Annotated in this window: 13 protein-coding genes; 5 read left to right on the top strand and 8 right to left on the bottom strand. The window is 64.4% G+C overall.

Annotation, left to right across the window (positions count from 1 at the left end; genetic code table 11):
* The first annotated feature begins 29 nt into the window (after positions 1-29).
* Genes HL671_RS08180 through HL671_RS08190 form a run of 3 tightly spaced genes read left to right on the top strand, consistent with a single transcriptional unit; the run spans position 30 to position 2,946 of the window.
* Positions 30-1,214, top strand: a complete 1,185-nt coding sequence (locus HL671_RS08180) for an ABC transporter ATP-binding protein (RefSeq protein WP_172236094.1) — start codon at positions 30-32, stop codon at positions 1,212-1,214.
* Entirely contained in the window at positions 1,211-2,125 is a 915-nt protein-coding gene (locus tag HL671_RS08185; protein WP_172236095.1) for an ABC transporter permease, read from the top strand. The genes HL671_RS08180 and HL671_RS08185 overlap by 4 nt, the downstream gene beginning before the upstream one ends.
* Positions 2,122-2,946 (top strand): ABC transporter permease, encoded by an 825-nt coding sequence (locus HL671_RS08190; protein WP_172236096.1) that lies wholly within the window; start codon positions 2,122-2,124, stop codon positions 2,944-2,946. Before HL671_RS08185 ends, HL671_RS08190 begins: the two co-directional genes overlap by 4 nt.
* A gap of 229 nt (positions 2,947-3,175) precedes the next feature.
* On the opposite strand, the gene HL671_RS08195 is transcribed toward HL671_RS08190, so the two are convergent.
* The 5 genes from HL671_RS08195 to HL671_RS08215 all read right to left on the bottom strand — a co-directional run bounded on the left by HL671_RS08195 (position 3,176) and on the right by HL671_RS08215 (position 9,474).
* A complete protein-coding gene (locus HL671_RS08195) occupies positions 3,176-4,162 on the bottom strand; it encodes an alpha/beta hydrolase family protein (RefSeq protein WP_172236097.1) in 987 nt (328 codons plus the stop codon).
* Between the two features lie 7 nt (positions 4,163-4,169).
* Entirely contained in the window at positions 4,170-5,021 is an 852-nt protein-coding gene (locus HL671_RS08200; protein ID WP_012046657.1) for a carbohydrate ABC transporter permease, read from the bottom strand.
* The gene (locus HL671_RS08205) at positions 5,018-5,893 is read right to left on the bottom strand and encodes a carbohydrate ABC transporter permease (RefSeq protein ID WP_012046656.1); all 876 of its coding nucleotides are present in this window, start codon (positions 5,891-5,893) and stop codon (positions 5,018-5,020) included. The genes HL671_RS08200 and HL671_RS08205 overlap by 4 nt, the downstream gene beginning before the upstream one ends.
* A gap of 115 nt (positions 5,894-6,008) precedes the next feature.
* The gene (locus HL671_RS08210; RefSeq protein WP_172236098.1) at positions 6,009-7,391 is read right to left on the bottom strand and encodes an ABC transporter substrate-binding protein; all 1,383 of its coding nucleotides are present in this window, start codon (positions 7,389-7,391) and stop codon (positions 6,009-6,011) included.
* A 133-nt stretch (positions 7,392-7,524) separates the two neighbouring features.
* Positions 7,525-9,474: an AsmA family protein gene (locus HL671_RS08215; RefSeq protein ID WP_172236149.1), complete on the bottom strand. Its 1,950-nt coding sequence runs from the start codon at positions 9,472-9,474 to the stop codon at positions 7,525-7,527.
* Between the two features lie 310 nt (positions 9,475-9,784).
* Here HL671_RS08215 and HL671_RS08220 point away from each other — a divergent pair, with 310 nt between their 5' ends.
* Complete coding sequence (locus tag HL671_RS08220; protein WP_012046653.1) at positions 9,785-10,513, top strand: CoA transferase subunit A; 729 nt, start codon at positions 9,785-9,787, stop codon at positions 10,511-10,513.
* Complete coding sequence (locus tag HL671_RS08225) at positions 10,513-11,163, top strand: CoA transferase subunit B (protein WP_041751029.1); 651 nt, start codon at positions 10,513-10,515, stop codon at positions 11,161-11,163. Before HL671_RS08220 ends, HL671_RS08225 begins: the two co-directional genes overlap by 1 nt.
* A gap of 97 nt (positions 11,164-11,260) precedes the next feature.
* Here HL671_RS08225 and HL671_RS08230 read toward each other — a convergent pair whose 3' ends face one another.
* The 3 genes from HL671_RS08230 to nirK all read right to left on the bottom strand — a co-directional run bounded on the left by HL671_RS08230 (position 11,261) and on the right by nirK (position 15,160).
* Positions 11,261-12,982, bottom strand: a complete 1,722-nt coding sequence (locus HL671_RS08230) for a nucleoside phosphorylase-I family protein (RefSeq protein ID WP_012046651.1) — start codon at positions 12,980-12,982, stop codon at positions 11,261-11,263.
* Positions 12,983-13,132: 150 nt separating this feature from the next.
* A complete protein-coding gene (locus HL671_RS08235; RefSeq protein WP_172236099.1) occupies positions 13,133-14,014 on the bottom strand; it encodes an SUMF1/EgtB/PvdO family nonheme iron enzyme in 882 nt (293 codons plus the stop codon).
* A gap of 51 nt (positions 14,015-14,065) precedes the next feature.
* The gene (gene nirK, locus HL671_RS08240; RefSeq protein ID WP_012046649.1) at positions 14,066-15,160 is read right to left on the bottom strand and encodes a copper-containing nitrite reductase; all 1,095 of its coding nucleotides are present in this window, start codon (positions 15,158-15,160) and stop codon (positions 14,066-14,068) included.
* Positions 15,161-15,367: the final 207 nt, after the last annotated feature.

The raw sequence follows: 15,367 nt of genomic DNA on the forward strand, positions 1-15,367 counted from the left end.
CGGGCCGGCAGGGGTGATTTGAACGGATCATGGCTGACGACATCGCGACCTCCGAGCCTGCTGCCGAGCCGGCGCCACCATCGTCGCCGGTCCCGCGCCCTGATCCCCAGCCGCCGATCCTGCGGATCGAGAACGTGGTCAAGACCTTCGGCAGCTTTCGGGCCGTCGACGGCGTCTCGCTCGACATCCGGGCGGGCGAGTTCTTCGCGCTGCTCGGTCCGAGCGGCTGCGGCAAGACCACGCTGTTGCGCATGCTGGCCGGCTTCGAGACGCCGGATGAGGGCCGCATCCTGCTGTCGGGCGAGGACATCGCGCCGGTGCTGCCGCATCAGCGTCCCGTCAACATGATGTTCCAGAACTACGCGTTGTTTCCGCATCTCAACGTGCGCGACAACATCGCCTTCGGCTTGAAGCGGGCCGGCATGCCGCGCGGCGAGATCGCCAGCCGCGTTGCGGAGATGGTGGCGCTGGTCCGGCTTGAGGGCCTCGAGAAGCGCAAGCCCGATCAGCTCTCGGGCGGTCAGAAGCAGCGCGTCGCGCTGGCACGCTCATTGGCCCGCCGGCCGAAGGTGCTGCTGCTCGACGAGCCGATGGCCGCGCTGGACAAGAAGCTGCGCGAGAGCACGCAGTTCGAACTGATGGAGCTGCAGCGCAAGCTCGGCATGACCTTCATCATCGTCACCCATGATCAGGAGGAGGCGATGACGGTGGCGAGCCGGATCGGCGTGATGAAGGCGGGCCAGCTCGAACAGGTCGCCGTGCCACGCCGTCTCTATGAGGAGCCGGCCTCGCGCTGGGTCGCGGAGTTCGTCGGCGACATCAATCTGTTCGAGGGCGAGGTGACTGCGCGCGAGGCGCTCCGGCTCCGGGTCGCGACCTCAACTGCGGGCGAGCTGGTGGTGGCGCAGCCGGTCGCGCCGGTCGCCGAGACCAAGGTCGCCGTGGCCATCCGGCCGGAGAAGATCCGCCTGGCGCTCCGCGGACCGGCCGCCGATGCGGCGGCGGCGGCGGCCGCGCTCAACCGGGTCGAAGGCGTCATTACGGATGCGAGCTATCTCGGCGGCAAGACCGTGTACAAGATCAGGCTCGACGGTGGCGCCGTGCTTCACGCCGCGCAGGCCAACACCGCGCGGCTCGACGCCGAAGGCTATGGGGTGAACCAGCGCGTGGTGGCCTGGTTCACGCCGGATGATTGCGTGGTGCTTGAGCGATGAGCGCGCGCCGCATCTTCTCCCGCCCGGCGCGCTTTGGCGCGATCGTGCCCTATGTCTGGATGGTGCTGTTCTTCCTGGTGCCGTTCGCCTTCGTCGCGAAGATCAGCCTGTCGCAGACGGCCATCGCGCAGCCGCCTTATACGCCGGTGTTCTCGCTGGCCGGTGGATTGTCGGCGCTGTCGGACGCTCTCGCAGGGCTGTCGCTGGACAATTTCCGCCTGCTGCTGTCGGACGATCTGTATCTCGCGTCCTATCTGCGTAGCGTCGTTGTCGCTGCGACCTCGACGGCGATCCTGCTCCTGATCGGCTATCCGATCGCCTATGGCATGGCGCGACTGCCGAAGCGGTGGCAGGGCATCGCGATGATGCTGGTCATCGTGCCGTTCTGGACCTCGTTCCTGATCCGCATCTATGCCTGGGTCAACATCCTGCAGCATGACGGATTGTTGAACCAGATCCTGCTCGCGCTGCATCTGGTGTCGGCGCCGGTGGTGTGGCTGTCGACCGACAGCGCGATGTATGTCGGCATCGTCTATTCCTATCTGCCGTTCATGATCCTGCCGCTGTTTGCGACCTTGACCAAGTTGGAGCCGGCGCTGGAAGAGGCGGCCGCCGACCTCGGCGCCTCGCCGCGCGAAACCTTCTGGCTGGTGACGTTTCCGCTGTCATTGCCGGGCGTCGGCGCGGGCAGCCTGCTGTGCTTCATCCCGATCGTCGGCGAATTCGTCATTCCAGACCTGCTCGCGGGATCCAGATCGCTGATGATCGGTCAGACCCTGTGGCTGGAGTTCTTCACCAACAAGGACTGGCCGGTGGCGTCGAGCATCGCCGTCGTGCTCCTGGCGGTGCTGCTGATCCCGCTCCTGCTCTACGACCGGCTGCAGCGCCGGCAACTGGAGGAGGGCAGATGAGCGCGATCACGGCACGGCCGTCCCGCCTGTCGCGCTTCAACGTCGCCTCGCTGACGCTCGGGCTCGCTTTCCTGTATCTGCCGATCCTGATCCTGGTGATCTATTCGTTCAATGCCTCGCGCCTGGTCACGGTGTGGGGCGGCTGGTCGTTGCGCTGGTATCACGAGTTCTTCAACGACCGCGCGATGATCGATGCGGCCTGGATGAGCCTGCGTGTCGGCGCGACCTCCGCGACCGCGGCGACGGTGTTGGGCACGCTCGCGGCTGTCGCGCTGTCGCGCGGCCAGGGCTTTCGCGGCCGCATGCTGTTCTCCGGCATGCTGTACGCGCCGCTGGTGATGCCGGAGGTGATCACCGGCCTGTCGCTGCTGTTGCTGTTCGTGGCGCTGGAGGCGGAGCGCGGCTTCTGGACGGTGACCATCGCCCACACCACCTTGACGATGTGCTTCGTCGCCGTGGTCGTGCAGTCTCGGCTGGTCTCGCTGGACCGCAGCCTGGAGGAGGCCGCCATGGATCTCGGCTGCGATCCGCTGCGGGCGTTCGTGTTGGTGACCCTGCCGCTGATCGCGCCGGCAGTGGTGGCGGGCTGGATGCTCGCCTTCACGCTGTCGCTCGACGATCTCGTGATCGCGAGCTTCACCACCGGGCCCGGCTCGGCAACCTTGCCGATCCGGATCTATTCGGAGGTCCGGCTCGGGGTGAAGCCCGAGATCAATGCGATCTGCACCTTGGTGATCGGGCTGATTGCCGTCGTGATCGTCGTGGCGTCGTTGGCTTCAAAACTGTCGAGCGACCGCGGCGAGAGTGCAGCTCCGCTGTAGCGGCCGTCCTTGCGAGCGCACTGACGACGGTGGCTCAACGGGGCGCCCCATCACAGCTGTCATCGCCCGGCGTGACCGGGCGGTCCAGTACTCCGAGAAGCCCGTGAGTCCGCCGAGAGGCCGCGGCGCACTGGATGCCCGCCTGCACGGGCATGACAGCTGAGGTTGTGGCGCCTTGCTCGGTCATTGCGACCGCCGATCGCGATGACCAAGAATGCTGCGTCAGTGTTCACGCCGAGAACAACTTCAACGCCGCGGCGACGACTGTGCGGTGGATCGTGCCGCGATCGACCGACGGCGGATCGACGCAGCTGGCGGGATCGGAGCTGCGGCCGAGTTCGGTGCTTTCCGGCAGGAACACGTAATGGCCGGCATCGTCGGCGATAATATCGAATGTGCTATCGCCCAGCCGCTCTTGTAGCCAGCGCGCGGCCGGCAGCAGCGCATCGGCGCCGCCGGCCATGATGTGCGTCGGCACGTTGATCGCAGCGACGCTGTCCTCGGAAAAGCCCTGCACCGAGCGTCCCGGCGCCAGCAGCAGCGCCGCCTTGATGCGCGGATCGTGGCAGGAGGCGGACATGCGCGCCCAGGAGTCGCGGAAGATCTGGCTCTCCGCCATCAGGCGCGGCAGGTGATCGACGAGGTCGGGAAATTCGCGCGGCCCGCGGCCGAGATTGGCGCCAGGCTCGAACGGCGAGCGGATCATGATGGCGCCGAGCAGGGCGGTGGCCGTGACGCCGCCCAGTGAATAGCCGACCGCGAACAGGCGATCTGCGTCGATACGGCCGGCGAAGGCGGGATGCGCGACGATGTGGTCGATCAGCAGCGAGATGTCGCGCGGGCGTTCCCACGAGCAGAGAAAGGCCTCCGCGCGATACGGCGCGGCATTGCTGTTGCCATGATGATTGACCGCAACCGCGACGAACCCGTGGGCCGCCAGTTCCCGCGCCAGCCATTCGAACTGCAGACCGTTGCAGCCGGTGCCGTGCGAATACACGACGAGCGGATACGGACCATCCGCGGCGAGCGGCGCATCCAAAGCCGCCGGTCCCGCTGCGAACCATCCTTCAGGCCATGGCGCGACCGGAAGCGCTGCTTCGGTCGCATCGTCCGGGGCCGGATACCAGGCGAACCAGTCGATCGGACGCGGCCCGTCGCCATCCCAGTTCGGCCGCGAGGCATCCGCGATATGGCCCTGGCGAAATCCGACGCGCATCAAGGGATCACGACTTCACGGCGCCCGCGGTCAGCCCGCCGACCATGTAGCGCTTGAAGGCATAATAGACCGCAGCCGGCGGCAGCGCGTAGATGAAGCCCGTGGTCATCAGGAGTTCCCACGGCGAATCGTCGGCGGCGAGGAAGTTGCCGAGCGCCACCGGCAAGGTGATCGCCTTGTCGTTGGAGAGCAGCAGGAAGGCGTAGAGATATTCGTTCCAGGCCAACAGCACGGCATAGGTGCCGATCGCGACCAGCGACGGCATCATCAGCGGCACATAGACCAGGCGGAAGATTTGCAGCGGGCTCGCGCCGTCCATCACGGCGGCCTCGTCCAGTTCGACCGGCAGCTTGTCCGAGGCCTGCTTCAGCACCCAGATCGCATAGGGTGAGGCGATCGTGACCATCGCCAGGATCAGCGACCAGTCATTGTTGAGCAGGCCGTATTTGCCCATGGTGCGATACATCGGCACGGCGAGGAATGCGGCCGGAATGAAATAGGTGAACAGCGCGAGATTCATCACCACGCGGCTGCCGGGCACGCGCAGGCGCGAGATGGCGTAGGCCGCGCAGGTGGCGATGATCAGGGTCAGCGCGCCCACCGCGACGGCGATCACGACGGAGTTGCCGAACTGCACCCAGAAGTCGCGCAGGAAATAATGCTGCTGGTGAAACACAATCGAGAAATTGTGCAGGGTCGGATGATCCGGCCACAGCTTGCCGGAGAACGCGTCCTCCTTCGGCGAGATCGCGAACAGGAACATGTGATAGATCGGGATCATCGTCCAGATGAAGACGGGAATGCCGATCAGCAGCAGCCGGGCCTCGGTGCCGACTTCGCGGAGGGTGGGAAGCTTCATCGCGACAACCGCTTCATCATGAAATAGACCAGGGGGAGCACCAGCGGCATCGCGCAGACGATCGAGGCCATCGCGAGACTGAGCTGATCGAGCCGCAGATAACGGATGCCGAGCGTCGACAGCACGTGGGTCAGATCGGCCGGGCCGCCGCCGGTTAAGAGATAGACACTGTTGAAGTCGCCGAGCGTCCAGATCATCGAGAGCAGCGTGCAGGTGATGTAGAGCGTCTGCATCGACGGCCAGGTGATGTAGCGGAACTTCTGCCACCAGGTGGCGCCGTCGACCTCGGCGGCCTCGAACAGGTCCTGCGAGATCGCCAGCCGCCCGGTGATCAGGATCAGGGTCCAGAACGGCAGCGACTTCCAGATATGCATGCCGATTGCCATCGAGAGCGCGATCGTCGGGTCGTTCAGCCAGTTCGGGCCGTCATCGCCGGTAAGGTTGAAGATCAAATGGTTGACCATGCCCCATTCGGGATTGAGCATGAAGCGCACCGACAGGATGGTCGGGATCGACGGCACGGCCCAGGGCAGGATGAAGATGACCGACAGCCATTTGATCCAGCCGCGCTGCTGAATGAAGAAGCCGGACAGGAATAGCGCGATCACCATCTTCAGATTGATGCCGACCAGGAGGAAGATCAGCGTGTTGACGGCGGCACGCGCGAAGATGGGATCGTTGAATAGCGCGACATAGCTGGCCGGATCGCGCGCCAGCCACAGGCCGTAGCCGACGGGGTAGACGACGAAGGCGATGAAGATGAGCAGGTAGGGTGCGAGCATCACGATGCCCCACACCTGTGACGGTGTCAGCAGCACCGGGCGCGGCGCCTCCGCGAGCGCGGAATCGGAAGCTGAGAGCGTGATCGCCATGGTCGTTTTGTCCCGGGTCGTCTGTTCCCGCCTATCACCGAACCGGCCGCAGAGCTGCGGCCGGCCGGTATTGTCGGTGTCAGGATCTCAAGCTAGTGCATCGCGTCGCGACAGACTAGCCTGCGACCTCCTTCAAACGCGCGATCAGCTCGTCGACGGCCTTCTCGACCGGCACCTTCTCGCTGACCACGCGGTTCATCGCCTTCGCCCAGACGTTCTCGTTGTTGAGAATCGTGAACTTGTAGTTCTTGGTGAAGTCGAAAGGCGTCGTGCCGCCGGTGAACTGGGTGTAGACGGCCTTGCGATGGCGGTCGGCTTGCCAGAACGGGCTCTTCTGGCCGGCTGATGTCACCGGGAACCAGCGGCCCAGCGCGCCCTCGACATAGGGGCCGAGATTCTCTTCCTGCATCAGGAACTTGATGAACTCCTTGGCCTGCGCCTTGTTCTTCGCGTTGCTGAAGATCAGGCCGGTCTTGACGTCGGAGCGATACTTGATCGGCGTGCCGTCGGGCTTGTTGGGGAAGGACGCGGTGATGATGTCCTCCTCATAGGCCTTCTTGCCGGCGGCGCGCTGCTCCGGCGTCAGCGCCTGGTTGGTGGAGTCCTCGAACCACTTGGCGGCGATCGAGATCGTGAAATTGTGCGTCATCACGATCGTCTTGTTATGGAACGCGACGTTGTTGTCCGGATCCTTCCAGGTCGTGGAGGAGGGCGGCGTGCAGCCCTTGATGTAGGTGTCGGTATAGTCCTTCAGCGCCTTGACGAGGCCCTCGCGGACCTTGGGATCGTCGACCAGCAGCTTACCGTCGTCATCGACCAGCTTGACGTTGTAGGCGTCCATGAAGGTGTAGAACGACTGGAACGAGTCGGTGGATTCCACGCCCATCGGCTGGCCGACACCATAGATGCGCTGGCCGGTGGCCTTGCGGATTCCCGGCTGCACCTTGTCACACCAGAACGTCCAGTAATCCTCCCACTTGGTCGGGATGTCGCTCTGTTTGAAGCCGGCCTTCTCCAGCATGTCGCCCCAGATCTGGACATGCATGCTCTGCTGCTTCAGCGGAAAGCCGTAATAGGCCTTCTTCTTGGTGACGTTGTTATAAAGATAGGCAGTCTCGATCGTGTTCGGAGCGAAAGCCGACTTCATCGGCTCCAGGATGTCGGTGAGGTCCTCGAGCTTGCCTTCATACGCCCATTTGCCCTGGGCCTGAACGTCGTAGGTGTCGGCATAGGCCACGTCGGGCACGGTGCCCGAGTCGAGCGCCGCGACCGTCTTCGGGATCATGTCCTGGATCGCGTATTGCGACAGCTCGACCTTGATGCCGGTCTTGGCCTCGAATTTCTTGACGACGTTGAGCAGCGCATCGTCCTCGGACTTGTAGAAGCCCTTGCTCCACCAGATGGTGATAGTGTCCTGAGCGATGGCTGGTGCTGCAGCGCAAAAAAGCCCGGCGGCTGCGACTGCGATTGAAAGCGCACCCATTCCCCTGGATTTCACGTGTCTCTCCCTGATCCGCCGATCTTGCTTGATCGGTTGCGGCGGAGACTAGCTCACGGGACGGACGCGATCCAGAAGTAATATATCAGACATAGGTCGGGTCTGAGCGCTTGGTGGATGCGCCGACGCATCATCAGTTCTGTTTGGCGGGACTGCCTGCCGGCGCATCAGCCTGCGGCGGAGGGGTGTCCTGCTGGCCAGACGACAGCCCGCCGCCGGTGAACCGCTTGAGCACCGAGTTGATGGCATCTCGCGTCTTGCGGTCCTTGACGGCGTCGAGCAGCGGCGCGGCCGCAGGGGCGCGGCGGATCAGGCTTTCGGGATCGGGGAAGATGAGCGGATCCTCCCAGGGGCCCTGCACCACGAAGGGCAGCTCGAAGCCATTGCCGCCATTGCCTGACGACAACAGGCTTGCAACGCCCTTGAAGTCATATTCGCGGGTCGGAACCGAGGCCGTGCCGGTCATGGTGATCCGCGCGGTCGGACTCTCGACCCGGATATCCTCGGCCGTTGCGACGCCGTCGGAAAACCTCACCGCGACCGTCAATGAATCATAGGGCGTCGAGCCGGAGCGGAAATTGCCGCCGCGCGACAGCGGACTGCGCTCCAGGCGCTTGAGCAGCTGCTCGACATTGAAGCCGGAGATCGAACCGTCGCGGCCTTGCAATGTCGCGCTGCCGTCGAGCGATTGCGCCAGCCCGAACGGGCTCGACCCGGACGCCGTCAGCGAGACATTCAGGTTGCCGCGTCCCGAGATGGACGACACGCCGAACAGCTCGTTGGCGCAGGACTGCAGATCGACATCGGCGAATTGCAGCTCGGCCTTGACGTCGGCGACGGCGTCGGCGCGGGCAATGCCGACCGAGCCGCGCACGATGCCGCCATACATCTGCGCTTCGCCGACCGAGAGCGCGAGCACGCCGTTGCGCAGATTGGCGCCGAACGCGGTCCGCCCGAGCTTCGAAGGGCCGACGGTGACCTTTGCGGCGGATAGCCGCATATCGAGATCGGTCGTCGACAACGCCTTGAGGTCGAACAGCTGCCGGTTCCAGTCGCGGGCGCCGTTGGCGAGCAGCCGCACGGTGGAAATATAGGGTGTGAAATCGAGCGCATCGGCGGCGAGCGTCGCCTGCAACGCCTGCCGTCCATTATTGGCGTAGGTCATCACGCCCTCGGCGGTGTTGCCGTCGAGCTCGACATTCACATTGGTGAGCGCGATCGAGGCACCGACCACATTGGCGCGCGCGCGCAGCGCGAAGCGGCCGAAGCCGCCGCTGCCGAGCGGCGTCTGGCCGGTCCAGCGCAACGCCTCGCGCAGCGAGGGGCTGTCCACCGTCAGCGTGCCCTCCATCAGGGCGCTGGTGCGGTTCGCGACCGTCCCGTCGAAGGCGACCTTCAGCGGCGGGCTGGCCAGCCGCATCTTCAGTCCAGAGCGGTCTCCCGACAGCGCGGCGAGAAAGTCGCTGACGCTGATCGAGCCTTCAATGCGCTGCCCGCGCCAGTCGAACTGGCCGGTGGCCGCGAAAGAGCGCGAAATCGACGGCCAAGCCAGCGACAGGTCGATGTCATCGAGCCGCTCCTGGGAGCGCGTGCCGTTGTCGTCGAAAACCAGCACGCCGTCCTGGATCCGGATCTCGGAGAACGACATCTGACTGTCCGGCCCAGGCCGCATCGTATGTGCGATCGTGGCGATGAAGGGCGTCCAGTTGCTGCTGCCATTGGCCTCGCGGATCACATTGATCTGCGGCCGCAGCAGCATCAGATCGGCGATCTCGAACCGCTGCAACAGCAGCGGCAGCAGCTGGAGATTGGCCGTGAGCACATCGACGCGCAATGCGGGATCTGCGGTGCCGCCGCCCTTCAGGCCCACGTCATGAAACGACACATAGCTGCCCGGAAACAGCGAGACATCGATGTGTCCCTTGACGACCAGTTCGAGGCCGGTCACGGCGCGGATCTGCGTCTCTACTGCCCGCCGCAACGCGTCGCGGTTGACCAGCCATGAACTGACGAAAAGCCCGATAAACGCGACGCCGAGCAGCACCGCAATCGGCGTGCCGAGGCGCCTCATTCCTTGAGCCATAGTCACCGACATGTCCTGGGATCATCCGATCGCTGGTTGCTGTGGACGGGCAAAGCGCGCCGAAAACCCTTGCCAACATCAACAACTTGATGCGTTTTCTTGACGCTTTCAAGGCCGCGCCGCTGATGTGGCCGGATTGCGGCGCAGACATCCCAAACCGGATCCCGGATCAGTGCGGACCCGCCGACCGATTCGAGTGCTAGAGCAGGATGGATGCGTTGGGAAGGCGTCATTGACGCATTGCGAAGATTTCGCCTAATAATCCGGTCGATATCTGCGCGCCCTCCATATTCCATCAGGTTATTCTCGTATGAACAAGGTCTATCCGGACGCCAAATCCGCCCTTGCGGGCCTCCTGAAGGACGGTATGACGATCATGTCCGGCGGGTTTGGCCTCTGTGGCATCGCCGAAACCCTGTCCGATGCCATCCGCGATTCCGGGGTGAAGGATCTCACCGTCATCTCCAACAATGCCGGCGTCGACGGTATCGGCCTCAGCCGATTGCTGGAGACGCGGCAGATCAGGAAGATGATCTCGTCCTATGTCGGCGAGAATAAGCTGTTCGCACAGCAATATCTGGCGGGCGAGCTGGAGCTCGAGTTCTGCCCGCAGGGCACTTTGGCCGAGCGCATCCGCGCCGGCGGTGCCGGAATCCCGGCCTTCTTCACCAAGACAGGCGTCGGCACGCTCGTGGCCGAGGGCAAGGAGGTGCGCGAATTCGACGGCGAGAAATATCTGATGGAGCGCGGCCTGTTTGCCGATCTCGCGATCGTGCATGCGTGGAAGGGCGATACCGCCGGCAATCTCGTCTATCGGAAGACCGCGCGGAACTTCAATCCGATGATGGCCACTGCGGCCAAGGTGACGGTGGCCGAAGTTGAACATCTGCTGCCGGCCGGCCAGATCGATCCCGACCACATTCACACGCCCGGGATCTTCGTGAAGCGCATCGTTCACGTGGGAACCGCGCTCAAGCGCATCGAGCAGCGCACCGTGCGCAAGCGTGAAGCCGCGGCTGCAGCCGGGGAGGAAGTCTGATGGCCTGGACGCGAGAGCAGATGGCGGCGCGCGCCGCCAAGGAACTGCGTGACGGCTACTACGTCAATCTCGGCATCGGTATTCCGACGCTGGTGTCCAACTACATCCCGCCCGGCGTCGATGTGGCGCTGCAGAGCGAGAACGGCATGCTCGGCATGGGTCCGTTCCCTTACGAGGGCGAAGAGGACCCAGACCTCATCAACGCCGGCAAGCAGACCGTCACCGAGCTGCCGATCACCAGCTATTTCTCGTCGGCCGATTCGTTTGCGATGGTCCGTGGCGGCCATATCGATCTGTCTATTCTCGGCGCGATGCAGGTCGCGCAGAACGGCGATCTGGCCAACTGGATGATCCCCGGCAAGATGGTCAAGGGCATGGGCGGCGCGATGGATCTCGTCGCCGGCGTCAAGCGCGTCGTCGTGGTGATGGAGCACAGCGCCAAGGACGGTCCGAAGCTGCTGAAGTCGTGCACGCTGCCGCTGACCGGCGAACGCGTCGTCGATATGGTCGTCACCGACCTTGCGGTGTTCACCATCGACAAGCACGGTGATGAGGGCATGGCCCTGATCGAGCTCGCTGACGGCGTGACGCTCGACGAGGTCAAGGCCAAGACCGAAGCCGAATTCCGCGTCGCACTGAAAAACACCTGACGCACGCTGGCGCTGATGCGTGGCACCAAGCGGAGACGCGATCGCGTTCTCCGCTTTTTGCTGGTTTGGCCTTGCAGGTCACGACGGGCGCCGTGCGCTACATGCGCCGGCCCAATGTTTCCGCGATCTTCACCGCGAGCCGGCAGGCGGCATTGCGCGTCATCGCTGCTGGCGTGTGGCCAGCGCGGTCGGCGAGCATCCGGATCGAGAGAAACGGCACGGAGCGGCTGAGGCAGATCAGTCCGGCCACATAGGCGGATTCGTCTGCACCCAGCGCTCCGGGGAACGCGGCCAGAACGGCGTCGTCACTGCAATCCCCCTTGCGCGTGACCGTCTGCCCCTCGAAGAACTGGCCGATCTCGTCCAGCATGGTTTCGGCCGCATCATGCGCGAGGCGATGAAGCGCTGGGTCCGCGGGTATGATCGCGCTGCGGCCATCGCTGAACGGCGCTTCGGCGACGCTCAACGCATCCTGAAGTTCGGATTTGATGCCGAACGGCGCCACCGAGCTCGCGATGACGAGCGCGCCCGGACCGGCCCCGGAGAAATGCGGGCCGCCGCTGACATGCCGCAATGCTTCGCCCAGCGCATGGGCTTGCCCCGGCATGATCAGCCAGCGCGCTCCATGCTCCTCGACGGCCAGCGCTGTCGCGCTCGCGGCCTCCGTGATCGAGCGTCCGAGGCAGATCACCGCGTGAAACGAGGGGTGCCGGATGATCGCGCGTCCCGCATTGCGTTGCTCGATCAGCGTGCCCTGGCCCATGGCCTGAATGAGGCCCTCGATGTCCTCGGGCCGCTCGACCAGGAAACCGATCGTGTTGGCTTTCGCATGCAGAAAGCGCAGCGCCTCGAGCATTGCGTTCAGGCTCGCTTTTTCGCGCTGGTCGAGCTGCGGCCACAGCGCTTCGAGCACGTCCAGCGACGCCACCACGCTGGCGCCGATGATGCCCTGACCAAACGGACGGGCAGTGGTTTCGCAACGATAGAGCTCTTCGAGCGCCTGCAGCACGGTGCGGCGATCCTTGACCGCGCAGGCGCCCTGCAGAACGCGCGCGAGCACCAGCGCCCGCTTGCCGGGCTCGAGCGGCATGGCCATCCAGGCGAAATCGGCCAGCTCGACCGCTTGTTCGCTGGCTGCGCGCTGGAACTCACCGACGACCTGGCCGTAGTGCCAGCCGATCTGCCAGGGCGTCACCTGCCGCCCGCGATATCTGCCGCGTTCGATCCTTTCCAGGGCCTGGGCCTGCAGTTCGTGCCGCAGATCTGCGTCGAAGCCCGGCGATCGCTTATCGAGCAACCGATAGGCGCGCGTGGCGACGGCCGGTCCAAACCATTCATGCGCGGTGTCCCCGGTCGAAAGCTCACCCGGTACACGGATCTGGATCGTGCGGCGAATCTGATCGAGCTCGCGCCGGGCAACCTTGGCGGCCGTTCGCGAGACCCTCTGCACCTCGCACAGTGCGTCGACGACACTGGCCCAATCCCAGTAATCATCTCCGTAGAATGGAATGCAATATTGGCGGCTGGCCACGATGCCCGCGCAGATCTCCTCGATGGCGGGCGCGACGCGATCGACAATGTCGTGGCGGGCGAGCGCGGGATCGGTCAGGCATTGGTGGACGATGCGCGCCGCGTTGGCATTGATCAGCTGCCAATCCTTGGCGGCGAATTTGGGGGCCGTGCAAAGATATTCCAGCGCATCGAGCAGGCAGCGACCAGCGAGCGCGCGGGGCGACATATCATCGAACCAGCTGGTGTTGCCGATTCCGTAACCGTGCAGGTCTGACGCGAAGAAGACCGGGGGATGTCGAGGAATCACGCTCGCCTCCTGGTCTCCTTACGCGACGTTGCTCGAAACATTTTGTAACGTTTGTAGCCGTCTCTTCGCAACCAAAAGTTGATAAGAGGTCACTGTCATTTGTCCCAGTCTCGGGCGCGAGACCGGGACAAAGGGCAGCAGGCCTCGTCGTCAGGAGCGCAACAACATGAGGGCCGATCTGGCGCGTTGTCTGACCATGTGGCTCCACGGCAGTTGTTCGCGAACGAGGCGGAAGCCGAGATTGCTCGGCGGCGTGCCCGACGCGCAGCCGCCGGCGCGTGCGTCGCGGATGAAGTCGGTGACGTAGGCCCGGTGCGCGCCTTCGGCCAGACGGACACCGCAATTGCTGACGGTCTTGACGACGCGTCCGGCCTGATCCTGCACATTGCGCGTGAAGCAGGTCGAGGTCCATTCCCACACATTGCCGGCCATGTCGGCCACGCCGTGCTCGTTGGTGCCGAAGCCGCCGAAGCTGCGCGTCTTGGGATCGTCGGGCAGCGTGGCTTCACGCTCGTAACGGGCGAGCCAGCGCCGCGACGGATCGGCAGCATCGATCGTCACACCATCGTCCTTGAAGCGGCTGCCGGCGGCGTAGGCCCACTCCGCATCCGTGGGCAGGCGATAGGTGTACCCGGTGTTGCGCGACAGCCATTCGGCATAGGCGACGGCGTCATGCCAGCTGACCTGGACGGCCGGGCGATCGATGGCAATGGCAACGTCGCGATCCAGCGCGCGGCATGCGCGGGCGTCCACACAGCTCTGATAGTCGCTCGCGCTGACCTGGTTGGTCATGATGCTCAGCGGGCGCTCGAAGCGGACGCTGGAGAGGGGGGCCTCGGCCGGGCGGCCGTTGCGAACATGGTCGCCCGCGTCGCGATAGGTGAAAGATCCGGGCGCGATCTCGGTCAGGGCCGGACCATCGAGGCTCGCGGCCGGGCTATGCAGCCCGGCGATGATCGGCGCCATGGCCGTCGGACCGGCCAGGCCCACGATGCAGGCGAGGGTGAGCTTGATTTTGAAGGCGAGGAGCATGGCAGCACATCGAAGCGAGAGGGGGCCGGACAGGCCGGCCCCCTGAGCTGATCAGTTGGTTGAACCGGCCGGGATGTCCGCCGGAGCCTTCACCTGCGTCATCAGGTCGTCGTTCCACTTGCCTTCGACCTTGAAATGCGCGGTTGCGCCGAGATTGGCCGCCTCGATCAGATTGTGGGTCACATAGGCGTAGATGCCAGGCTGCAGGAATTTGTACAGCGCGGCGCCTGCGGAGCCGCCGCGGATGAACCAGGTTTCGAGCCCGGTCTCCGGCGCATTGGAGAATTTGCCGGTCTCCCAGACATAGTCGCCATGGCCGCCGATCAGATGCGGACGGCTGTCGCGGTTCGCCTGCGAATGCACGATCAGCACGTTCTCGCCGACATTGGCGGTGAGCGCATTCTTGCCGGTGAGCGCACCGACCTTGCCGTTGAACACGACATGGGTCGGGATGAGCTTGCGCATGACCTCCTCGGTGTCAGTATAGGCTTCGCCGGGGGAATCGTAGGACTTGAAGTTGCCCTTCTCGTCGCGGGGAACGTAGAGATCCTGCTCGCCGATGTAGTAGACGCGATCGTAACGCAGCGCGTGACCTCGGCCGTCATTGAGACCGTCGCGCGGCAGCACCATGACGGCACCATTCATGCCGGAGACCACATGCCAGGGGATCATCGGTCCGCCCGGGGCGCAGTGATAGACGAACACGCCGGTCCTCGTCGCCTTCCAGCGCAACACGACCTGCTCGCCCGGGTTGATCAGCGTCAGCGCACCGCCACCGAGCGCGCCCGTTGCGGAATGGAAATCGATGTTGTGCGGCATCGTGTTGGTGGCCGGGTTGACCAGGGTCAGCTCGACATAGTCGCCCTCGTGCACGACCATCAGCGGTCCGGGCATCGAGCCGTTGAAGGTCATGGCTTGGAAGGTGGTGCCCTTCTCGTCGATCACCATCTTCTTTTCCTGGACCACGAGCTTGAACTCCATGATCTTCGGGCCCTGCTTGGTCGCCTGTTCGTGCGCATGCACGAACGGCGGGGCGACCAGGTCGACCTTCTGGCGCGGCAGCTTGAGGTCTTCGGCAACAGCGGGAGCCGCAAGCATCATCGCGGCGATGGCTGCACTGAACATGGCGGTGCGGCGGGTCAACATGGATCGCTCCTTCGTTTGGATCTGTTGTGGGCCGCGATCAGCATGCGCCTGTTGGAACCGGACTTGTTTGTGCTGCAACAAGCAACTTAGCAATCGCGAGAAGAGTAGTGCCTCATGCGGATCCGTTGGATCTGCGCTCATCCGCATATCATTCGCAGTATGAGAAGAAGGGGGGCGCGCCGCGCGATGTCCGGCCTGATCGCCTGA

The sequence above is a fragment of the Bradyrhizobium denitrificans genome (assembly GCF_013179005.1).
Taxonomy (GTDB): Bacteria; Pseudomonadota; Alphaproteobacteria; order Rhizobiales; family Xanthobacteraceae; genus Bradyrhizobium; species Bradyrhizobium denitrificans.